Annotated in this window: 23 protein-coding genes; all 23 read right to left on the reverse strand. The window is 37.9% G+C overall.

Annotation, left to right across the window (positions count from 1 at the left end; all coding sequences use genetic code 11):
• Positions 1-23: 23 nt before the first annotated feature.
• Positions 24-698, reverse strand: coding sequence for a menaquinol-cytochrome c reductase cytochrome b subunit (gene qcrB, locus BAZO_RS09070; RefSeq protein WP_003331134.1), 675 nt, complete (start codon positions 696-698; stop codon positions 24-26).
• 14 nt (positions 699-712) lie between these two features.
• Positions 713-1,210, reverse strand: coding sequence for a Rieske (2Fe-2S) protein (locus BAZO_RS09075; protein WP_003331135.1), 498 nt, complete (start codon positions 1,208-1,210; stop codon positions 713-715).
• Positions 1,211-1,351: 141 nt separating this feature from the next.
• Positions 1,352-1,816 carry a YpiF family protein gene (locus BAZO_RS09080; protein WP_003331136.1) on the reverse strand — a complete coding sequence of 155 codons (465 nt, stop codon included), beginning with the start codon at positions 1,814-1,816 and terminating at the stop codon, positions 1,352-1,354.
• A 119-nt stretch (positions 1,817-1,935) separates the two neighbouring features.
• On the reverse strand, positions 1,936-2,499 hold the full coding sequence (locus BAZO_RS09085) for a ReoY family proteolytic degradation factor (RefSeq protein ID WP_003331138.1): 564 nt from the start codon (positions 2,497-2,499) through the stop codon (positions 1,936-1,938).
• Between the two features lie 115 nt (positions 2,500-2,614).
• Entirely contained in the window at positions 2,615-3,877 is a 1,263-nt protein-coding gene (locus BAZO_RS09090) for a tetratricopeptide repeat protein (RefSeq protein ID WP_003331139.1), read from the reverse strand.
• Between the two features lie 73 nt (positions 3,878-3,950).
• On the reverse strand, positions 3,951-4,844 hold the full coding sequence (locus BAZO_RS09095) for a hypothetical protein (RefSeq protein ID WP_003331140.1): 894 nt from the start codon (positions 4,842-4,844) through the stop codon (positions 3,951-3,953).
• A 75-nt stretch (positions 4,845-4,919) separates the two neighbouring features.
• On the reverse strand, positions 4,920-6,215 hold the full coding sequence (gene aroA / locus BAZO_RS09100; protein WP_003331141.1) for a 3-phosphoshikimate 1-carboxyvinyltransferase: 1,296 nt from the start codon (positions 6,213-6,215) through the stop codon (positions 4,920-4,922).
• A 12-nt stretch (positions 6,216-6,227) separates the two neighbouring features.
• Positions 6,228-7,331 carry a prephenate dehydrogenase gene (locus BAZO_RS09105; protein WP_003331142.1) on the reverse strand — a complete coding sequence of 368 codons (1,104 nt, stop codon included), beginning with the start codon at positions 7,329-7,331 and terminating at the stop codon, positions 6,228-6,230.
• A 12-nt stretch (positions 7,332-7,343) separates the two neighbouring features.
• Positions 7,344-8,435 (reverse strand): histidinol-phosphate transaminase, encoded by a 1,092-nt coding sequence (gene hisC, locus BAZO_RS09110; protein ID WP_039957291.1) that lies wholly within the window; start codon positions 8,433-8,435, stop codon positions 7,344-7,346.
• 99 nt (positions 8,436-8,534) lie between these two features.
• Positions 8,535-9,200: a phosphoribosylanthranilate isomerase gene (locus BAZO_RS09115; protein WP_003331144.1), complete on the reverse strand. Its 666-nt coding sequence runs from the start codon at positions 9,198-9,200 to the stop codon at positions 8,535-8,537.
• A complete protein-coding gene (gene trpC / locus BAZO_RS09120; protein ID WP_003331145.1) occupies positions 9,197-9,961 on the reverse strand; it encodes an indole-3-glycerol phosphate synthase TrpC in 765 nt (254 codons plus the stop codon). The genes BAZO_RS09115 and trpC overlap by 4 nt, the downstream gene beginning before the upstream one ends.
• Positions 9,954-10,991, reverse strand: coding sequence for an anthranilate phosphoribosyltransferase (gene trpD / locus BAZO_RS09125; RefSeq protein WP_003331147.1), 1,038 nt, complete (start codon positions 10,989-10,991; stop codon positions 9,954-9,956). The genes trpC and trpD overlap by 8 nt, the downstream gene beginning before the upstream one ends.
• Positions 10,984-12,504, reverse strand: coding sequence for an anthranilate synthase component I (gene trpE, locus BAZO_RS09130; RefSeq protein WP_003331148.1), 1,521 nt, complete (start codon positions 12,502-12,504; stop codon positions 10,984-10,986). Before trpE ends, trpD begins: the two co-directional genes overlap by 8 nt.
• Before the next feature lie 284 nt (positions 12,505-12,788).
• On the reverse strand, positions 12,789-13,157 hold the full coding sequence (gene aroH, locus BAZO_RS09135) for a chorismate mutase (RefSeq protein ID WP_003331149.1): 369 nt from the start codon (positions 13,155-13,157) through the stop codon (positions 12,789-12,791).
• A 1-nt stretch (position 13,158) separates the two neighbouring features.
• Positions 13,159-14,244 carry a 3-dehydroquinate synthase gene (gene aroB, locus BAZO_RS09140; RefSeq protein ID WP_003331150.1) on the reverse strand — a complete coding sequence of 362 codons (1,086 nt, stop codon included), beginning with the start codon at positions 14,242-14,244 and terminating at the stop codon, positions 13,159-13,161.
• A 1-nt stretch (position 14,245) separates the two neighbouring features.
• On the reverse strand, positions 14,246-15,421 hold the full coding sequence (gene aroC / locus BAZO_RS09145; RefSeq protein WP_003331151.1) for a chorismate synthase: 1,176 nt from the start codon (positions 15,419-15,421) through the stop codon (positions 14,246-14,248).
• Between the two features lie 110 nt (positions 15,422-15,531).
• Positions 15,532-16,302, reverse strand: a complete 771-nt coding sequence (locus tag BAZO_RS09150; RefSeq protein WP_003331152.1) for a CheR family methyltransferase — start codon at positions 16,300-16,302, stop codon at positions 15,532-15,534.
• A gap of 209 nt (positions 16,303-16,511) precedes the next feature.
• Complete coding sequence (gene ndk, locus BAZO_RS09155) at positions 16,512-16,958, reverse strand: nucleoside-diphosphate kinase (protein WP_003331153.1); 447 nt, start codon at positions 16,956-16,958, stop codon at positions 16,512-16,514.
• Between the two features lie 212 nt (positions 16,959-17,170).
• Complete coding sequence (gene hepT, locus BAZO_RS09160; RefSeq protein WP_003331154.1) at positions 17,171-18,133, reverse strand: heptaprenyl diphosphate synthase component II; 963 nt, start codon at positions 18,131-18,133, stop codon at positions 17,171-17,173.
• Between the two features lie 22 nt (positions 18,134-18,155).
• A complete protein-coding gene (locus BAZO_RS09165; RefSeq protein ID WP_003331155.1) occupies positions 18,156-18,869 on the reverse strand; it encodes a demethylmenaquinone methyltransferase in 714 nt (237 codons plus the stop codon).
• 3 nt (positions 18,870-18,872) lie between these two features.
• A complete protein-coding gene (locus BAZO_RS09170) occupies positions 18,873-19,688 on the reverse strand; it encodes a heptaprenyl diphosphate synthase component 1 (protein WP_003331157.1) in 816 nt (271 codons plus the stop codon).
• A 47-nt stretch (positions 19,689-19,735) separates the two neighbouring features.
• Positions 19,736-19,966: a trp RNA-binding attenuation protein MtrB gene (gene mtrB, locus BAZO_RS09175; protein WP_003331158.1), complete on the reverse strand. Its 231-nt coding sequence runs from the start codon at positions 19,964-19,966 to the stop codon at positions 19,736-19,738.
• Between the two features lie 88 nt (positions 19,967-20,054).
• Positions 20,055-20,618: a GTP cyclohydrolase I FolE gene (folE, locus tag BAZO_RS09180; protein WP_003331159.1), complete on the reverse strand. Its 564-nt coding sequence runs from the start codon at positions 20,616-20,618 to the stop codon at positions 20,055-20,057.
• Positions 20,619-20,766 lie beyond the last annotated feature (148 nt).

Raw genomic sequence — 20,766 nt, forward strand, 5'->3', positions numbered from 1 at the left:
CTCCCTTATGTTACATATGTATTTTACAATGGACCCGAAATACCTTGTTTTCGAATCATAATGAAATGGGCAGCCAGTAAACCAAATAATGCTGCTGGCAGGAAGAATACATGGATTGCGAAGAAACGCGTTAATGTTTGTGCACCAACAATTTCAGGGCTACCTGCTAATAATGTTTTAATTGAAGGTCCAAGTAATGGAACAGCCTCTGCAATCTGTAAACCTACCTTTGTTGCAAATAATGCTTTCATATCCCATGGTAATAGGTATCCTGTAAAACCAAGTCCTAACATAATGAAGAAAATTAATACGCCTACTACCCAGTTTAATTCACGTGGCTTTTTATAAGCTCCTTGGAAAAACACACGTAAAACGTGTAAAAATAACATAACAATAACTAAACTTGCTCCCCAGTGATGCATTCCGCGCACAATTACACCAAATGCCACTTCATTTTGCAAATAGTATACTGATTCCCAAGCATTTTTAATATCTGGAACATAGTACATTGTTAAAAACATTCCAGATAAAACTTGGATGACAGTTATGAAGAATGTAAGTCCGCCAAAACAGTATACAAATGCTGAAAAGTGATGTTCAGGGTTAACATGCTCAGGTACTTCATGGTCAGCAATATCACGCCATACCGGCGTAATATCTAAACGCTCATCTACCCAATCATAAATTTTATTAAGCATTTATTACGCCCCTCCTATGCTCGTGGTCTAGCTTTACCAAGATATAAAGTTCCGCCTTCAAGTTTGTGGTCATAAAGGTCTAATGGTGCAAGCGGTGGTGTACCAGGTATATTAGTGCCATCCTTTTCATACCTTCCATCATGACATGGACAGTAGAATTCGTTTGCAAACTTTGGATCATTCCAAGTTACAGTACAGCCCAAATGTTTACATACTGGTGACATTGCTTGAATGCTGCCATCATCTTTCTTATAAACCCATGCTGACATTGTTACATCTGACTCATACCAAGCATCAACCTGATGTACTGTAAAGTCAAAACGTTGTGGTTCAGATGTAAGCTTAGATTCCTCAACTACTGCAACAAATTCACCTTTAGTAGCTGGCTTTAACACCGGATCAATCGCAAAACGTACCATTGGAGTAAGCATGCCCGCTGCCATAAATCCACCAACACCTGTTAGTGTGTAGCTAAGAAATTGACGTCTAGTTACTTTATTTCCCTTACTCATTCTTTTCCCCCCTCTATTAACAGGATAGTCCATCCGGACAAATCATTAATAAACACACATATTACTAGGACATACTCATGATAGCGCAAACTTGTCCTTTGGTCAATAAAATCTGTCGAAAAAACAAGGGTAAAATTAGCATCAACTCTCTTTTTTCCACAGATTGATAACCAGTGAATGGATTGACTTCATCTGTGATTTTACCATTTGCTCTATGTATTTTTTATCTAGATCTTTAAAGGATATGGAAGGCACCCAAAGCAAGGTAGCTTGTACATCTTTTTCATTGAGCTTCCAATCAGAATCTGAAGTTAATAACACTACATTTTTAATACCATCTTGAAGTAGATTATTATTCCATAGATTGACTCTGTTAATTAAAGTGGATGGCTCCTCTTCTCTTAAATATGTAAAAGCAGGTAGGACAATGAGTCTGCCTTTATATTCTCTTTCAAGCTCTGAAGCTAGAATTGAAATAAATTCACCCATCTCGACAGTTGGAATCATGTCTCCCTTAAAGGTAATCGGTATAAGTGGTACAATAACAGTATCTACATATTCTCTTGCTTTCATGTACATTTCAATATCTGCACTAACCCATTTCATGCATATTCTCCCCTTTTAAATGTCTAGCTCCAGCTCCCAGCGGCTAGTTGACTTCGCTAACCGGTCGCTTCCGCTTTTCTTATATTAAAACATTTTTTTAGGCAAAAAAAAACCTTCCTCTAAATCGAGGAAGTATTTTGGCATTCCAGCAATGAATTTAAACGTGCGGAAAGATGCATAAACTTATCAAAATCTAATTTGTCTAAAGCCTCATCGATTTGCGCGAGAAGCTTATCTCTTTGGAAAGATCGTAAAGATTCATCCAGAAATTTTTGAGCTAGTTGCTGATCTTTTTCATTAATCTGAAGATGGTTTGGGATAAACTTATTTTCCTCCAGTACTGCAACATAATTTGAGCAAGAAAAAGATGATTTGAAATTTAGTTGCATGTAGATGTCTTGATCACGATTTAAGCGAATGTCATGAAAGGATTTTTCTGCATCGGTTGTCATTACATTATCTTTATAAAATCGAAACGGTACATCATCCACACAATGGGTTGACATGATAATTCCTCTTGGACAATATGCAGCCTGTTCGACGAAATGAACATTCTTCATCAATTGGTCATGGCTCATTAAATAATTCAAAATCCAAACACATTCCCGTCTTTTTAACTGATAATGATTTAAAAACCAGCGCACGAATTCTTTCTTTTCATTGACAGATACAGGGGTTGCCAAAAAAAATCCCTCCTCTGCGTTTTCTTCTCTCCGTTTTAATAATATAATTCTTTAAGAAATATACAAAATCCTGCTTAAAATTCATGACAAATTTCTACACGTTTTCTACAAAAAACTACTTTCCTTCCAAACGCAACAACTCTTCTTCAATTTCCATACACTGCGGGTCAATTTCAAGAATTCGTTCAAACATATCCTTCGCTCTTTTCTGGTCTCCATCTTCTAGAAGAAAATAACCAAAATCCTGAAGAAACTGTATATTGTCTTTAAAAGAAGTATATGCATTCTCATAGTGGTTTAATGCATCTTTATATCTATCTAAATTATTTTTTGCAACGGCTAAATCCCAGTCAAATTGTGGGTCATATTCGTCCCCTGCAACTGCTGTTTCAAGGAGACTAACAACTTCTTCATATTGCTCATGAAAAAGATAATAGCTTGATAATAAATGAATGGCCTCAACAAAACCAGAATCAATCTCGATTGCCTTTACAAGGTGGGCCTCCACGTCTTTATCATTTTGTATCTTCATAGCGATCTTTGCAGCAAACACAAGCAGTTCCTTATACTCCGGATCTATTTGCAGTCCTTCTTGCGTCGTTTGATAGCTTTCATTTAATGCCCCCATTTGTTCGTAGGCTTTCGCCAAATAAAGGTATACTGGTACATAGTCTGGATCCATCAGTTTAAGTTCATTCCATTTTGCTACAGCAAGCTCATATCGTTCAAGTTGATAAGCCATTAAACCGTAGTTAAAAAGCCCATTAATTTCAATTTTATTCGTAAGCCCTTTTTCATAGCTTGCAAGAGCCTCCTCGAAACACCCTGTATGAACAAAAGCATCCGCTAACAATAAATGGACATTTGCATGTTCAATCTCTACATTTGTATCTATTAAATTTCGAAAAAATGGAATCGCCTTTTGATATTCGCCAATATCTGAATAAAATTGGCCCAATCCAAGGTCAATCAATGCTTCCTCAGGCGCTAATCGTTTCGCTTTTAAAAGCTTTTGTTCAGCCGCCTCATCAAGGCCCTGCATTTGAAACATATCAGCCATCAAAATCAGAGCTTGAAGATAGGCCGGATCATCTTCTTTTATTTCTTCCAAGTAGTCCAGTGCATCGCCTTCGTAATCCTGTTCAATCGCTATTTCCGCAGCATAAATATATAATTGACCTTCATCAGGATACAATTCCAGTAGTTCATTCACAATTTCTTTAGCTTCGTCTAAAAAACCCCATTGTAAATAAAGATCGGCAATCATTAATTTTTCCTCATGATTTGATATATCTATGAGACTATGTAAATACTGAAGACCTTCATTTATATTTCCATTTTCAACTAATTGAATGGCTTTAAGTAACTTTTCGTCCATATCCAAACTCCTTAAATTTAAAAATAAAAACCCACCACAGCCAGCGCTAAAGGTGGGGCTATAGCCACTTGATTCAACTAAAAAGACCTGGTGCTTTAATTTTTAATTCTTCCCCATATCCCGGAAAAAAATTCGTCTCAAGCTTGGTCTTTAATAATCTGCCCTTATGAACTGTAATAATCGGATCAATTTTATCATAATCAAGTTTGGTTGTATCTTCAACTTTCAACACAAACTCTGGATATTGATATAAATTATAATCGAGATCATTCCCGATTAAGAGCTCTCCTTTTTTCGGAAAAAGTCCGATTTGCTTACGAATAACTCTTGGTATTGGTCTTAAATCTATCGGAAACTGAAGATATGTTGGGATTTTGTTGAGGGATGTTACGTATTCCCATCTATCCATCTGCGTTTTTAACACTTTTTCGTCCTCTACTTTCCATAAAGGATAGATTGGGACTTGAAATTGAAACCCGGCATCCCTAATCCACCCCCATGGAATTGAATGGATATCGGTATGCTCACTTATCTCAGCAATAATGTAGGGGAGTTTATGACGTTTACACAACCTAACAAGGGATGGGGTCAATTTTTCAGCTGTCATGTGCACACCAATAGTAAAATCAATTGTACTATTTATCATTCTATGCCTTGCTCCGCGAATATTTTTTTCAAAATCAAGTTCATAAGGAATATAGCAAGGAGCTAAAACTGTTGTACAGCCTTTAGAAATTAAGTTTATTAACCTTTGTTTGAAATCCTTCAAGTTATCACACTTGATTAAATCAAAATCAATGAAAGTGTGACCAGGTGTCATAAAATAAGTAGAAACATTCATCCTCATACCTTGATATTTTCTTAATGATCTGCCAAAATGACTGATTTTATTTTCCTGAATTAAAAAGGATCGATTCAGGATGCCCTGGTCTGAAACGACATTCGCATCTTCAATAATATAGCTCAAAATAAAATGCCCCTCCTTATCATGCTTGTACAATTTTTCTTAACACAAGTTATGATAGGAAAGGACATATTAGAACTAGTCTTCTTTAACAAGTTCAGTTAAATGATCAAAGAAATTCGGATAGGATACTGCAATCGCATCTGCATCCTGAAGGATTGTGTCAGATTTTGACAGAAGGGCAGCAATGGCTAACATCATTCCGATTCGATGGTCACCATAGCTATTAACTTCTGCCCCATGTAAAGGCGATTTTCCATGAATAATCATTCCATCGTCTGTAGCTTCAATCATCGCACCCATTTTTTTAAGCTCTGTTACTACCGTGTCAATCCGGTTCGTTTCTTTTACTTTTAACTCCTCAGCATTACGGATCACCGTTTGGCCATCAGCCTGTGTCGCTAGAAGCGCAATAATAGGGATTTCGTCAATTAATGCAGGGATAATATCACCGCTTATTTCCGTTGCTGTAAGATTTGAAGTTGAAATCGTTAAATCAGCAACTGGTTCGCCGTTGACAATTCGTTCATTTGTGATCTCTAATTCCGCACCCATTTTTTGTAAAACTGTTACAATACCTGTTCGGGTTGGATTCATCCCTACATTTTTAAGGATGATTCGACTATTCGGAACAATCGCCCCAGCTGCTAAGAAAAACGCAGCAGAGGATATGTCTCCAGGTACCTTAATTTCCGTTGCAGTTAGTGTTTGGCCGCCTTCAATCGAGACGGATAAACCGTCACGTATAACTGCAGCACCAAATGCTTCAAGCATCCTTTCAGTATGATCCCTTGATAATGCTGGTTCCGTAACAGTTGTTACTCCTTTTGAGCCAAGGCCAGCAAGTAATATCGCAGATTTGACTTGGGCGCTTGCTACTGGGGAATGATACTGTATTCCAACTGTATCTCCACCTCTAATAGATAGGGGAGTGTACATGCCGTTTTCACGTCCATCGATAACCGCCCCCATTTGTCTTAACGGATTTGTTACCCTGCCCATCGGTCGTTTCGCGATCGATTCGTCGCCAATTAATACAGAATGAAACGGTCTAGTTGCTAAAATACCAAGCATTAATCTTGTTGTTGTTCCCGAATTACCAACATCCAGAATATCCTTAGGTTCTTTTAGGCCATTAATACCATCTGATTCAATTTCAACATATTCACCCGTTTGTGTGATCCTCACACCCATTTTTCGAAAGCAGTTGATGGTGCTTAAGCAATCCTCACCTGGCAAAAAGCCGGTAACCGTAGTTTTTCCTTTTGCAATCGATCCGAACATGACAGCACGATGTGATATTGATTTATCGCCTGGTACTTGAATTGTTCCTTTAAGACTTGATACGTTCGTTACTAATTGTTTAGATGACAAATAACCACATCCTTACATTTCAATAAATGATTCAAATTGATGTTTGGCAAGACAGATTTGTGCCCTCTTGCGATCATCCTCATTGCGGAAGCTTAGTCTTAAGACCCCCATTATATCTTCCCGAACCTCAATGATTCTAATATTGGTGATGCTAATTTCCTCTTTAGCAAGTATACTAGTAACCTCGGAAATACTACCCGGATGGTCCGGTACATCAACATATAAATCATAAAAAGACGGAATCGCACCCTTTTGCTTAACCGGTAATCCATCACGGAACTCTTTTGCTGAATTAAAATAGGAGTAAATCGCATCACTATCCATCGTATCAATCATATCTTTAACGCGGTCCATCTCTATCCGCCACTTCTCTAGAAGGGCAAGCAGAGTATCTTTATTATGAAGAAGAATATCCCGCCACATTGTAGGGCTGCTCGATGCAATTCTTGTGATATCCCTAAAACCACCAGCCGCAATACTTGATATCGTCGAATTTTTCTCATCGATAGCAGCAACCTGATGAACAAGGCTTGCCGCAACGATATGCGGAAAATGACTGACCGCCCCAGTCAGTTCATCATGCTCTTTTGGAGACATAATTAAAAAGTTTGCTTTTGTCCCACTGAGCCAATCTTTTAATTCTTCGATTTTGGCAGCCGGAGTGTTTTTTTCCGGTGTTAAAATATAAAACGCATTTTCGAACAGATGAGGTCTTGCAGCACTTACACCACTTTTGTGGGAGCCCGCCATTGGATGACCACCAATAAAAGTAACACCCTTTTTGTGTAAATGAATTGCCTTACTCATAATTTGTTGTTTCGTGCTCCCAACATCAGTGATGATTACAGTAGGTTTCATCTCAATATTCACAAGCGTCTCCATTATTTCCTCGGCTTGCCCGACAGGAGCAGAGATGATGATCAGGTCAGCGTCTTTTGCCCCTTGCTCAATTGATACAGCACCTTCGTCAATAACATTTAGCGTTTTCGCCAAACCGAGCCGTTCTTCATTGATCTCAAAACCTACAATCGTTACATCCTCTTGAGCACGTCTAATCGCTAACGCAATCGAACCACCGATTAGACCAAGCCCGATTACAAAAACTCTTTTTTCCAAGGAAATGTCCCCCTAACGAGACTCCCCAAGCATTTCAGTTAAAGCTTGAATGATTTCCTCATTTTGTTCTTTGCTACCAACTGTAATTCTTACAGAGGTTGGATAACCTAGAGCAGTGCCTGAACGAACAATAAAGCCTTTTCTTAATAAATAATCAAATACTTCTTGTCCAGAGCGATTAAAATCAATCAAAATAAAATTCGCTTGAGAAGGGAAATAATCTAATCTGTTTTCTTTACAAAATTGATAAAATTGCTCTAATCCTTCACGATTTGCTTTTACACATGTTTGAATGAACTCTTGGTCATCCACTGCTGCTACAATAGCTGCATGGGCAATTCGGGAAGTGTTAAAAGGTCCTCTTGCCGGATCAAGTGCCGTGATTAGTTCAGGATCACCAACCCCATAACCAACACGAAGAGCGGCAAGTCCATATGCTTTCGAAAATGTACGAAGAATAATCATATTTGGATAATCTTTTAAGTATGATAATGTATTTGGGTAATCCTCCGCGACAGAATATTCATTATAGGCTTCATCCATTACGATCAGAATATGTTCAGGAACGTTTTTAATAAAGTTAACGATTTTTTCTTCGCTAATATATGTTCCTGTTGGATTATTTGGATTGCATACCCATACGATTGCTGTATTTTCATCAATTGCTTTTAGCATTCCATCTAAATCATGTTCTCCATTAATATTTTCAACCATACGAATTTCTGCTCCTTGAAGCGTTGCATTATGGCTATATTGGGAAAACGATGGATTGGCCATTACCGTATTTTTTGCAGGTGATAAAAGTGCTGTACAAAGGATGGCAATCAATTCGTCCGAACCATTTCCGAAAATTAGTTGGTTTTCATCAACACCAATAAACTGAGCCACTTTTTCACGCATATTTCGTGCGTATCCATCAGGATAAAGTGCCAGTTCATCTAAACTGTTTCGGATTGCTTCTTTAGCTTTTTCGGAGCTACCAAATGGATTTTCATTAGAAGCAAGCTTCGTGATTTTATCTAACCCAAGCTCCCTTTTTACATCTTCGATTGGCTTACCAGGCTGATACGGTGTTAACCCAATGAGCTGCTCATTTACTTTAATTTTCATCTCAGACCCACCATTCCTGTATCTTTTAGTATGATTAGTTTATTTTCTCGCATTAAAGCGAAAAAGGATTCTTCTTTTCATTGTATCACAGGATTAGAATTGGTAAAGACTATGACCGGATTTTTTTAACCTTTCCATAATCACCTGGATTTTGTTTCCATCTTTACTACCATTCGTTTCAATGCCGCTTGAAATATCAATCCCTTCTGGTGAATAGACCAAAATTTCGTCTATATTAAGAGGAGTAATCCCCCCAGCAATGAGACACTGCCCCCCCTGAGCTTCCGCTTCTTTATTGTAGGCTGGTATAGACTCCCAGTCAAAGCTTGTGCCAGTTCCTCCCCATGCACCTTTCACTGTGGAATCGATCACATAGCCATCTGCTACGCGGTTATAGCTTTTCATTTTCTTTAACCCATTTTGATTATGATGGATCGCTTTCCAAACGGTCAGGCCTGTTGAGAGTTTAATTTCAATTATTTCTTCAGGCGACTCGTTTCCATGAAACTGGATAATATCAAGCGGCACATGGGAGAGTACATGTGAAATTTCTTGTAAAGTTGGATTTACAAAAACTCCGACATATTTTTGTTCTTCGCCTTTTTCGATTTGTTTAAGCCACTCTCCGCATAGGGCGGGGTCTACCTTACGCTTGCTTTCAGCGAACACAATGCCGATATAAGGTGCACCACTATTAACCGATAGTTGTAAATCTTGTAAAGAATGATTTCCACATAGTTTTAAGACTGTTGCTTTCATTGCGCCGCTCCCGCTCCGAATAACGTTAAAATTCCTTGTGCAGGTGTTTCAGCCCTCATAAGTGACTCTCCGACTAGTACGGCCTTTGCACCTGCTTTTTTTACTCTTAGAATATCATCATGGGTAAAAATACCGCTCTCACTTATAAACAAGCTTTCTTCCGGTATATACGATGTGATAGTCTCCGTTTGTTCGAGAGTAACTTCGAAGGTTTTTAGATTACGATTGTTCACACCAATAATTTTCGGAGTAAAAATGGATAGAATCCCTTCTAATGCTTCGCTGGAATGAATCTCTACTAAACAATCCAACCCTAATTCAGTTGCAAATTGATAGAATTCATATAGTTTACTAGCTTCTAATACCTCCGCTATTAATAAAATGGCATCAGCACCAATTAGTTTACTTTCTAATACCTGGTTTTCATCGATAATAAAATCTTTACGAAGGATAGGTAACGAGACCGCCTTTTTTATGGCCGGGATATACTCCCGCTTTCCTTGAAAATAGCGGCTGTCTGTTAAAACGGAAATCGCATCGGCACCGCCGCTTTCGTATTCTTTTGCGATCTGAATTGGATCAAAGTTTCCTTTTATAATTCCTTTTGAAGGTGACGCTTTTTTTACTTCGGCTATTAAGGCCACTTCATTTTTTGTATTTTGTAATGCATTAAAAAAAGATACTGGCTTTACAGATTCTTTAGGAGGCAACACTAACTGTGCTACCTCTTCCTTTTTTGTTTCGATAATTTTATTAAGCATACTGCTGTTTCTCCTTTATTACAAAATTCTTAGTTCGTAGCTTGTTTAGTTGGGCTATTGCGACACCTTCTTCTATTGCCGCCTTAGCCATTTCTATTCCTTCTTTAATTGACGTGCATTTTTCAGCAGCATAAAGGCCTGCCCCCGCATTTAATAAAACAATGTTCGTTTGAGAGCGGTTGCCGCTTCCTGCTAGAACATTTTCAAGGACAGCGGCGCTTTCTTCAACTGAGGAAACACGAATTTCATCTAGCGTTCCCCGTTCCAGTCCAAATTCTTCAGGAGAAATTGTCTTTCTTGTAATGGTACCATTATTTAATTCCACAACATCTGTTTCAGTTGTAATTGAACATTCATCCAATCCATCCCTGCCTGTCACAAGCAAAACTTTTTTAGAGCCAAGGCGCTTTAAAGTTTCCGCCATTTTTTCAGCCAGTCTAGTATCGTACACACCGATCAATTGATATTTACAATTGGCAGGATTTGAAATCGGACCTAACAAATTAAAAATGGTCCGAAAGCCTACATCTTTACGCGGTACAGCGGCGTGTTTCATGGATGAATGGTACGCAGGCGCAAATAAAAAACTCATATTATATTTATTAAGCGAGTCCTTAGCCTCCTCAGGTGTACTTTGAATATTAATTCCTAACTGCTCAAGCACATCTGCGCTCCCGCTTTTAGACGTAAAGGCACGATTTCCATGTTTTGCAACTTTTACACCAAGTCCCGAGAGAATAATAGAAGCTGTTGTTGATATATTAAAAGTTGACGCACCATCACCGCCAGTACCGCATGTATCAATCACTGCCTCATCCTCGTAATCTAGCTGCGTCATATGAGAACGCATCGCTCTTGTAAAACCTACCAATTCATCAGCTGTTTCTCCTCTAAAACGCAAAATGGATATAAGACTGGCAATTTGGCTTTGCGAGGCAATCCCGGACATAATATCATCCATAATCATTTCTGCTTCCTGCTCCGTTAATGTTTCTCCTAGTACACATTTATTTAAAATTTCTTTAAACATATGAAATTTCCTCCCTTTGGAACATCTTTTCAGCAAGCTTGATACTCTTGATTAGCGCACTCGCTTTATTTATCGTTTCTTTATATTCAAGTTCAGGAACTGAATCTGCCACAATTCCAGCACCAGCTTGAACATACGCTTTGTTGTCTTTTACTAAAATAGTTCGAATCGCAATACAAGAATCTATATTTCCGTCAAATCCAAGATAGGCCACTGTCCCGGCATATACATTACGTGCTGTCGGCTCCATTTCCTGCAAGATTTGCATAGCACGGATTTTCGGTGCACCAGATACTGTCCCGGCCGGAAAGGCAGATATTAACGCATCAATCGGATCAACGTCATTTTTTAGTTGTCCGGTAACTTTCGAGATTAAATGCATGACATGCGAGAACTTACTTAATTCCATCAACACCGGTGTTTGGACAGAACCAAATTCAGCAACCCTGCCGATATCATTTCGCGCCAGATCTACAAGCATATAATGCTCGGCGCGCTCCTTTTCATCCGCCAATAATTCTTCAGCTAGAGTCTGATCCTCTTCCTTCGATCGACCTCTTCTTCTCGTTCCGGCAATCGGATGAATTTCAAGATGACCATTTTCGATCTGAATTAACCGCTCTGGAGAGCTCCCGATTAATTCATAGTCATCAAGCTTTAAATAAAATAAATATGGTGAAGGATTGACCATCCTGAGTACTCGATATAAATCGAATCCTTTTATGGTTATTGGGATTTCAAATCGTTGCGATAATACTGCTTGGAAAATGTCCCCAGCCTTTATATAATCTTTTATTTTGTTAACGTCTCTTATGAATTCATGCTTTTTATAGTTGGAGGCAACATCACTAAAATCAACTTCAGACATTTGCTCCATCGCTTGTAATCCTTCATTCTTTATTTTCGAATTAAAGATTTGGTCAAAAATTAAATCTATTTTTTTATGAACCTCTTTATATAATAACTCCAGTATATTTCTCGATTCATTCCCCTCGAGACGAACAAGCTGAATGATATCTAATTCCTTTTGCTCATGGTCAAACGCGATCATCGTTTCACAAAACATGAATGAAAACCGTTTAAGATTTAAATCATTCGTTGTATGTTCAGGAACCTTCTCAAAAGCCGTAATTGAATCATAACCCATAACTCCAACAGCACCACCCCAAAAAGGGAGTGACACATCCGGGTTTTTTACCTTCAGCATTTCCATACAAAGACGGAACGCTTCGCGAAAATGTCGGGCCGACATAATAGTTTCCTTATTTTCATTTTTTAAATAAAAAGACCCTTCACATTCCTCAACATATAAAAATGGATTTAAACCAATAAATGAATAACGAGACCATGGTGATGCATCATCCTTACTTTCTAAGAGAAAGCTCGCTTCTTCTTTTAAATTTCGAAAAATTTGGATGGGAGTAATCGTATCAACGAAATATCGTTTGACGATCGGAATAGTCAGATACTCTTTTGTATCTTCACAAAACGAGGAAAAATTATAATTATTCATAAACACCTCTCCATTCTTTTAGTAATGGAGAATGAGGAGTAAATTGATGAGAAAAAAACAACCCTAAGAAGAGGCCTGATAAAAAATAGGCACACTTTTCTTAGGGTAGTGGTTTAAAATTTTAATTTAAAAGATCTCGTCTCAACTCTGCTCTACTCATTCTACCCTTGACAAATTAATTTGTCATTCTCAACTCTGCTCTAAAAACTCAACTCTAAAAGTTAAACTAAACTTATATGTCATTTTATTACAAACCAGCTTTTTTTGTCAATAAATTTCAAAAATTATTTATTCATTGATAAATCAGGTCTAAGTACAATGGCACCTTCTAAATAAATATGGTCGATTTGATCCTGCGGAATATCCGTTTCAACAGTCATCATAATGCGGATACATTTTTCAAGTGAATTCACAACCGGAATTTCACGCATACACATGACAGGAACGTAAGTCCAGCCATCTAACATACGCATCGCCCTCGCCGGAAAAACAGCATCCAAATCTTCTGTTGTAGTTATTAGCACTTGCACCACATTTTCTGGAACGATTTCATTTTTCTCAATCATCTCATCAAGAAGAATTTTTGTATTGGCAACCATTTCATTTGCATTATTTTCTTTTACTGTTATTGCTCCTCTAATCCCACGAATCAACCTATTGCACCTCCTCTAATTCCTTTATTAAAGTATTTAAGATAAATTCATCGTTTACCTTTACGGTTTCAACCTCACCGATAGTTTTCATTAATACCATTCGCAGTGAGCCGTTTTGTGCTTTTTTATCTTTTTTCATTAATTGAAGTAGAAGATCTGCTCCTAATTCCTTTGGTATTTGAGGAAAATTGTATTGCTTAAACCACTCTTTAAATTTAGATAGATTTAAATTTATTCCGTAATATTCTTCACTTACTCTAATGGCAAATAGCATTCCAATAGCAACAGCATCACCATGGCTCATTTTGCCATAGCCCAAGCCTGCTTCAATCGCGTGTGCAAGTGTGTGGCCAAAATTCAAATAGGCACGAATACCGCTTTCCTTTTCATCCTGTGCAACAACCTGCGCTTTTACAGAGATCCCTTTTGCCAAGGCATATTGGAGTTTTTCAGCACGTAAATCTGCCAATGTATGAATTTCAGAATGTAGCCAATTGTAAAAATCTGCATCCCAAATTAAAGCATGCTTAATAACTTCTGCAAAACCTGAACGCCACTGTTCCTCCGGAAGGGTTAGTAGCATATCTGTATCGTAAATAACGGCTTCAGGCTGATAAAAAGCACCGATCATATTTTTCCCAAGTGGATGGTTAATGGCTACCTTGCCGCCAACAGAACTATCATGGGCAAGCAAGGTTGTTGGCATTTGAATAAAAGGAATTCCTCTCATATAGGTCGCCGCAACAAATCCTGCTAAATCGCCAATCACCCCTCCGCCTAAAGCAATCACAAGGGATTTACGATCAAGTTCATTCTCGAGAGCATAGGTTAAGAGATCGTAAAATACAGAGAATGACTTTGCTCCTTCTCCACCGGGAACTACATAAGAATAAATATTTTCAAAGTCAGTCAATGAAGTTTTAATATCATTTAAAAAGAGCGGTTCAACATTTGAATCCGTAATAATCAAAATGCTTGAAAAATTACCATTAAGATTATTAAGAAACGATTGAATTTCAAAACGGATACGGTCACCAATGTATAGAGGGTACGTCTTCGATGCAGTTGATATCGTTAACGTCTCCATCTTAATAATTCCTCGCTCTTTCGTTCCAGCTAGCGATATTCTCTTTAATTTGATCAATGCGATCCTTTCCAAACTGGTCAACAATCGCCTGCGCAATTTCCCATGCAACAACAGCCTCCGCAACAACACTTGCTGCCGGAACAGCACAGCTATCAGAACGCTCGATGCTCGCCTCAAATACTTCTTTCGTATCAATATCAACACTTTGTAATGGTTTATATAAAGTAGGAATTGGCTTCATCACACCGCGGACGACAATTGGCATACCTGTGGTCATACCGCCTTCAAAACCACCTAAATTATTTGTTTTTCTTGAATATCCATCTTCTTCGTTCCAAATGATTTCATCGTGAACCTGGCTGCCCGGTCTTCTTGCGGCTTCAAAACCAATCCCAAATTCCACACCCTTGAAAGCGTTGATGCTTACAATCGCTGCCGCAATTTTGGCATCCAGTTTTAGATCGTAATGGGTATAGCTACCTATACCGGCAGGAAGTCCATCAACAATAACCTCAACAACACCACCGATGGAATCTCCGTCTTCTTTTGCTTGATCAATCGCTGCCATCATTTTTTGTGCTGCAGCTTCATCCAGACAACGAACAGGTGAGTTTTCGCTGCGTTCTTTTAGTTCTTCTAAGCTATTATAAGAAATATTCTCGGCTTTTACCCCGCCTATTTCCAATACATGACCTGCAACAGTAATTCCCAATTCAGACAATAGCTTTTTCGCTACAGCCCCTGCTGCTACACGTACAGTTGTCTCCCTTGCGGAAGAGCGTTCAAGTACGTTTCTCATATCGCGATGTCCATATTTAATAGCCCCTACAAGATCAGCATGGCCTGGACGTGGGCGTGTGATTTTGCGCTTGATATCTTCCTCATCTTGTTCACTTTCAAGCGGCTCAATTCCCATTACTTTCGTCCAATGTGTCCAATCATCATTCTTTACTACAAGTGTTACAGGAGAACCTAATGTTTTCCCATGACGGACCCCGCTTAAAATTTGAACCTGGTCCTTTTCAATTTGCATCCGACGGCCTCTACCGTGTCCTTTTTGACGACGGGCAAGTTCCTCATTTATATCCTCAGCGACTAATGATAATTGTGCAGGTATTCCTTCTAAAATTGTTGTTAATTGTGGTCCATGTGATTCTCCAGCAGTTATATATCTCATCACTCTTCACCTCTTTAAAGCTTTTATGTATTAATATATCATAATAGTGACTATTTGTCGTCAGTATATTTTGAATTCTTATTTATCAAATGCGCCTTGGCGTAATAAAGTTAGACTTTTCGATAAAAAAATGTATCTTCTGTTTCAAATCCAAAGCTTTGCGGATTAAATATTTGTTCAGTACTGCCTACAAAAAGAATACCACCGTTTTTTAAAGCTGCACTAAACTTCCGATACAGAACTTCCTTTGCATCTTCTGTAAAGTAAATCAACACATTCCGACATACAATTAAATCAAAATTATTGTCGAATGGATCTGCTAATAAATTATGTTTTTTGAAAGTAACTGTCCTTTTAATATCATCATTCACTTTATAGAAAATACCATCTTTCGTAAAGAACTTCCTTTTGATATCGTCTGGTACCTCAACTAAAGAGCGATCCGGGTAAATACCATTTTCAGCACGTGCAATGACTGTTTCATCTAAATCAGTTGCTAGAATCTGAATTTGAGAAAGTGGCATAAAGTGAGACAAAATCATAGCGATCGTGTACGGCTCCTCCCCTGTAGAACAAGCCGCACTCCATACTTTTAACTGTTTGTTCTTCTCTAGCAATTTAGGAATTATTTTTTTTTGCAAAACCTCCCATCGTTTTGCATTCCGATAAAATTCAGAGACGTTAATTGTCATTCGGTCTAAAAATTCATCTAATAGATCTTTATCCGTAGACATGACATTAAAAAATTCCTGAAAGCTCTTGAATCCTTTTTTTTCATAAAGAGAGGTTAATCTCCGCTTCATTTGCGCTTCTTTGTAGCAAGACAAATCGATACCGGTTTTTCTATGTACTTTTGTTATAAAATCCTGGTAGTCATTCATCATTATCTTTCTCCTCTTCTACTAGACTCCCTTGATTTTTATCATTAGAAAAACACGTAGTTTGCCCATAATGGCAAATTACGATGTCTTTTCTTATACTTTAATCCTATAAAGTTTAAACTTCTTAAAGTATAACAAATGGTCCCATGTATTTCTATTAGAAAAAAACAACCAGCCAGATATGGCTGGTTGTTTTCGTAGATTTACAATTAGTATACCCACTCGTCAACTTGCTTATTGTATTCACTAACTTCATCTTCTTTAAACCATAGGCTGATTTCACGCCCAGCGCTTTCTGGTGAATCTGATCCGTGAATAACGTTTTTACCCATTGTTACACCGAAATCGCCACGGATAGTTCCAGGAAGAGCGTCAGCAGGATTGGTTTTACCCATCATTTGACGTGCAGTTGCGATTACATTTTCGCCTTCCCAAACCATTGCAAATACAGGGCTTGATGTAATGAAGTCAACTAGTTCACCGAAAAATGGGCGTTCTTTATGCTCGCCGTAATGCTCTTCAGCTAATTCCTTTGATACAGTCATTAACTTTGCACCAACTAATTTGAAGCCTTTGTTTTCAAAGCGAGATACGATCTCCCCTACTAAATTTCGTTGTACGCCGTCAGGCTTAACCATGATAAAAGATCTTTCCATGTTTCATCTCTCCAGTCATTATGTATAGTATCACTTTTAAAGTTAAAATCATTTCAAATTTTATCAAAATATGTAATCAATGGCAATCATAATCAAATACGCCTTGGCGTATTTGTGCCCAGATTTTTTCGAGTTTGCTCGAAAAACTACCATTGAAAATCTGAGGCATCCGCCGGAGGCTTTAACTTTATTCAGCAGGATGCTGTATAAAGTTAGAATTTCCGTTTTCCAATATATTTCGCAATATTTAGAAGAGCCGTTTTTTCTTTGCAGTTCGGCAACTCTTTAATGATCCCATGCGCTTTTTTCAAGTAGCGTTCGCTGATTTCCTTAGAATACTCAATTCCACCTGATGTTTTCACCAATGAGATAATATAACGCATTTTTTCCTCGTTATTCGGATCAAAAGTAGTCACTATTTCTTTTCTCAAATTTTCATTTCGTAAAGCATAAAGGGCTGGTAAGGTTATGTTTCCTTGCTGCAAATCACTTCCAGCAGGTTTCCCTAATTCTTTTTCAGTCCCCGTGAAATCCAAAATGTCATCTGTTATTTGAAAGGCCATTCCGACATTATATCCAAATCGATACAATTGCCTCTGAACCTGAATAGGTGCTTCGGATACGATTGCACCAAGCCCACAACTGACGGCTATGAGAATAGCAGTTTTCCGCTTAATTCTTCTAAAATATGTACGAAGATTTTGGTCCCAGTCATACTTATCTTTAATTTGTTCAATTTCACCAATGACAAGCTCTACCATTGTTTTCGATAAGACCTGATGAGCCTCTATCTTGTTTATATTAGTCATTAATTCAACGGCTCTTGCAAAGATATAATCGCCTGTATACATAGCAATTCGATTATCCCATTTCGCCTTAACCGTGAGTCCTCCCCTACGCAGTTCAGCATTGTCAATGACATCATCATGTACTAAGGAAGCAGTATGTATTAATTCCAGGGCTACAGCTACATTTTTTATTTCGTCTATATTATAATTCCCAAATTTTCCAGACAATAAAACAAAGACTGGTCGAATTCGTTTCCCACCAGCCTGTAATAAATGCATAGAGGCTTCTTTCAGCACTGGATGCTCAGCCTGAATTGTCTCTTCCAATGCTTTTTCAATTATATCTAAATCAGAGTTGATAAATGTGTAGAGCCTTTTAAGTTTCATTTATTTCACCTTAATTAACAGCTTATTTAGAAATGGGTTTATAGCCTAGATGCATTGCAGCTACGCCGCCAGTATAGGCCTTCACTTTGATATTTTCGAGCCCTGCTTGTTCAAACATTTGCACCAATTCTTTTCGGCCCGGAAAATCTTTCGCAGACTCTTGTAACCAAGAATATTCCTTATAGCTTTTAGCAAATAGTTTACCTAAGAAAGGCATTATATATTGGAAATACAAGTAATAAATTTGCCTGAATCCAAACATCGTTGGTTGCGAGGTTTCAAGGCAGACAACCTTTCCTCCAGGCTTCACAACTCGACACATTTCGCGCAATACTTGCAAATAGTCCGGTACATTTCGTAATCCAAATCCGATCGTAACATAATCAAATGTGTTATCCGCAAATGGTAATTCCATGGCATTCCCATGGACAAGCTCTATATTTTTAAGCTGTAGATTGGCAACCTTTTGTTCGCCGATTTTCAGCATATTTCTACTAAAATCAAGTCCGACTACTTTGCCTTTTGAGCCAACAGCATGAGATAACGCAACCGTCCAATCAGCTGTTCCGCAACAAACATCAAGGGCTGCTGAACCGGGCTGAACGTTCATCCTTTTCATTGTGTCTTTACGCCAAGCTTTATGACGTTGAAAACTAATAATAGAGTTCATAACATCATACTTGTCTGAGATTTTTTCAAATACGTTGTGGACACGTTCTTCTTTTGAATACCCCACTCTTCACCCTTCTTTCACAGCTTTTTCCATCGCAATATCGATATTGTTAATAAAACCTCTTATTTTTTCACAAAGAAACCGATAAGTTCCGGAATGCTTTTGCAGGAACGCTTCTATATAGTGAATTGATGTTATGATTTGATTATCAACTAAAATGAGTGCTTGTTTTCGATCAATATTTTTTGACAATCCACGAGTTTTTTCTTGAATCGTATAGATTCCATCAAAAAAAGCTGAATACCCACTTGATAAGTAGCTTCTTTTTTCGTTATTCAACTTGTTTAGTAGCAATAATTGTTTTGACAGATCTAGCATGTCACTTTTTCCAACGTATTGTGCAATCTTTTGTACTAGAAGAGATTCAATCATAGCAACACTTTCTATAAAATCTCCGATATTATTTTGGTCCCTCTGATAGATAGCAACTTTGTATTCATTAATCTCTTTAATAGCAATTGATAATACTTCTAGCATTGGTATATTATCAATCTGTGCTAATAAATAATAATAAAGACCGCTATAATAATCTCCGCCCAACACCGTTAATTGTCGTTTTTTCATATATGGATGATCTTCTTCAATTTGATTGATTCCTACAAGTTCATGTGTATCCAATGCGATTTGAATGAGCATCGTGGCAATAATAGATTGCTTTATTTTGTCGGATGAAATTTTTGATTCACTTAAAATACTGTACAATAATAATAATTTCTGTTCATCTATAACAGGGACATCAATAAACTTCATTAGGTAAGGATGTTTGGCCCGCTCGTCTATGTCCGCTTTAATCTGTTTAATTTCATCATAGATGCCTTTCACGCTCATCACCCTTGTCTTTCTAAAATGAGAGGTTAGCCTTCTCTCTGTTAAACCTCAGTATCCATTTCACCATGCGCTGTTTGAATAACGGCTTTTCCGCGAATTTTGATCGCAGATGTATGCTCTGTAAACTGAGCAATCATAACCTCACCTTTATCCAATTTCTCTGTATGGTGGAATTTTGTGTCCGTTCCACGTGTAAGACCAATTACTGTGACTCCATCACTTTTTGCTTTGATTACTATAAAATCATTATTTGTAGAAGATTGACTTTTCACCTGCAAATCCTCCTAAACTCCAATCCATATCTCATAATAATATCTCATTCACTACCTTGTATTGTCAATCCAAAATTAGAAACAGCCGTTATTCTTTTATTAAAGATAAAACCTCTGCCCTTGCTGCTGCATCCTTTTCAAAAATCCCTCTTACAGCAGATGTAACAGTTTTCGAGCCTGGTTTTTTAACCCCTCGCATTGTCATACACATATGTTCAGCTTCAACAACCACCATTACACCGTATGGCGTAAGCTTATCGACTATTGTCTCCGCGACAGTAGTAGTAATCCGTTCTTGCAGTTGTGGCCTGCCAGCTACCGCTTCGACCGAACGAGCTAATTTACTTAAACCTACCACTTTCCCGCCTTTAGGTATGTAGGCAACATGAGCTTTACCAAAGAAAGGAACTAGATGGTGCTCGCACATCGAATAAAATGGAATATCCTTTACAAGCACTAATTCTTCATGATTCTCACTGAAAATTGTATCAAAGTACTCCTTCGGGTCTTTTCTAAGTCCGGCGAATACTTCCGCATACATTTTAGCAACTCTTTTCGGCGTATCTAAAAGCCCTTCCCTATTCGGGTCTTCTCCAACAGCCTCTAGTATTAAACGAACCGCATGTTCGATCTGTTCATGGTTTATGTTCACAATTTTTCCTCCTAATGACAAAACACCTCATAGGGGTTCATGAAGATAGTTTATCCCGAACTTTAATTGTAATTCGTAGATAAAAATTTCAGCGAAAAAGAAGGGTCGCACAACAATTGTGCGACCCTCCAAAAGCCCATATGTCCAG

Source organism: Schinkia azotoformans LMG 9581, assembly GCF_000307855.1.
GTDB classification, from domain to species: Bacteria; Bacillota; Bacilli; order Bacillales; family Bacillaceae_J; genus Schinkia; species Schinkia azotoformans.

What these genes read in the sequence shown, in the direction of transcription:
- BAZO_RS09080 (WP_003331136.1), bottom strand. Translation starts at nt 1,816, where the DNA reads ATGAAATGGGTTAGTGCAGATATTGAAATGTACATGAAAGCAAGAGAA.
- trpD (WP_003331147.1), bottom strand. Translation starts at nt 10,991, where the DNA reads ATGTTTAAAGAAATTTTAAATAAATGTGTACTAGGAGAAACATTAACG.
- BAZO_RS09150 (WP_003331152.1), bottom strand. Translation starts at nt 16,302, where the DNA reads ATGAATGACTACCAGGATTTTATAACAAAAGTACATAGAAAAACCGGT.
- BAZO_RS09090 (WP_003331139.1), bottom strand. Translation starts at nt 3,877, where the DNA reads ATGGACGAAAAGTTACTTAAAGCCATTCAATTAGTTGAAAATGGAAAT.
- aroC (WP_003331151.1), bottom strand. Translation starts at nt 15,421, where the DNA reads ATGAGATATATAACTGCTGGAGAATCACATGGACCACAATTAACAACA.
- BAZO_RS09115 (WP_003331144.1), bottom strand. Translation starts at nt 9,200, where the DNA reads ATGAAAGCAACAGTCTTAAAACTATGTGGAAATCATTCTTTACAAGAT.
- trpE (WP_003331148.1), bottom strand. Translation starts at nt 12,504, where the DNA reads ATGAATAATTATAATTTTTCCTCGTTTTGTGAAGATACAAAAGAGTAT.
- BAZO_RS09075 (WP_003331135.1), bottom strand. Translation starts at nt 1,210, where the DNA reads ATGAGTAAGGGAAATAAAGTAACTAGACGTCAATTTCTTAGCTACACA.
- trpC (WP_003331145.1), bottom strand. Translation starts at nt 9,961, where the DNA reads ATGCTTAATAAAATTATCGAAACAAAAAAGGAAGAGGTAGCACAGTTA.
- ndk (WP_003331153.1), bottom strand. Translation starts at nt 16,958, where the DNA reads ATGGAAAGATCTTTTATCATGGTTAAGCCTGACGGCGTACAACGAAAT.
- hepT (WP_003331154.1), bottom strand. Translation starts at nt 18,133, where the DNA reads ATGAAACTTAAAAGGCTCTACACATTTATCAACTCTGATTTAGATATA.
- qcrB (WP_003331134.1), bottom strand. Translation starts at nt 698, where the DNA reads ATGCTTAATAAAATTTATGATTGGGTAGATGAGCGTTTAGATATTACG.
- aroB (WP_003331150.1), bottom strand. Translation starts at nt 14,244, where the DNA reads ATGGAGACGTTAACGATATCAACTGCATCGAAGACGTACCCTCTATAC.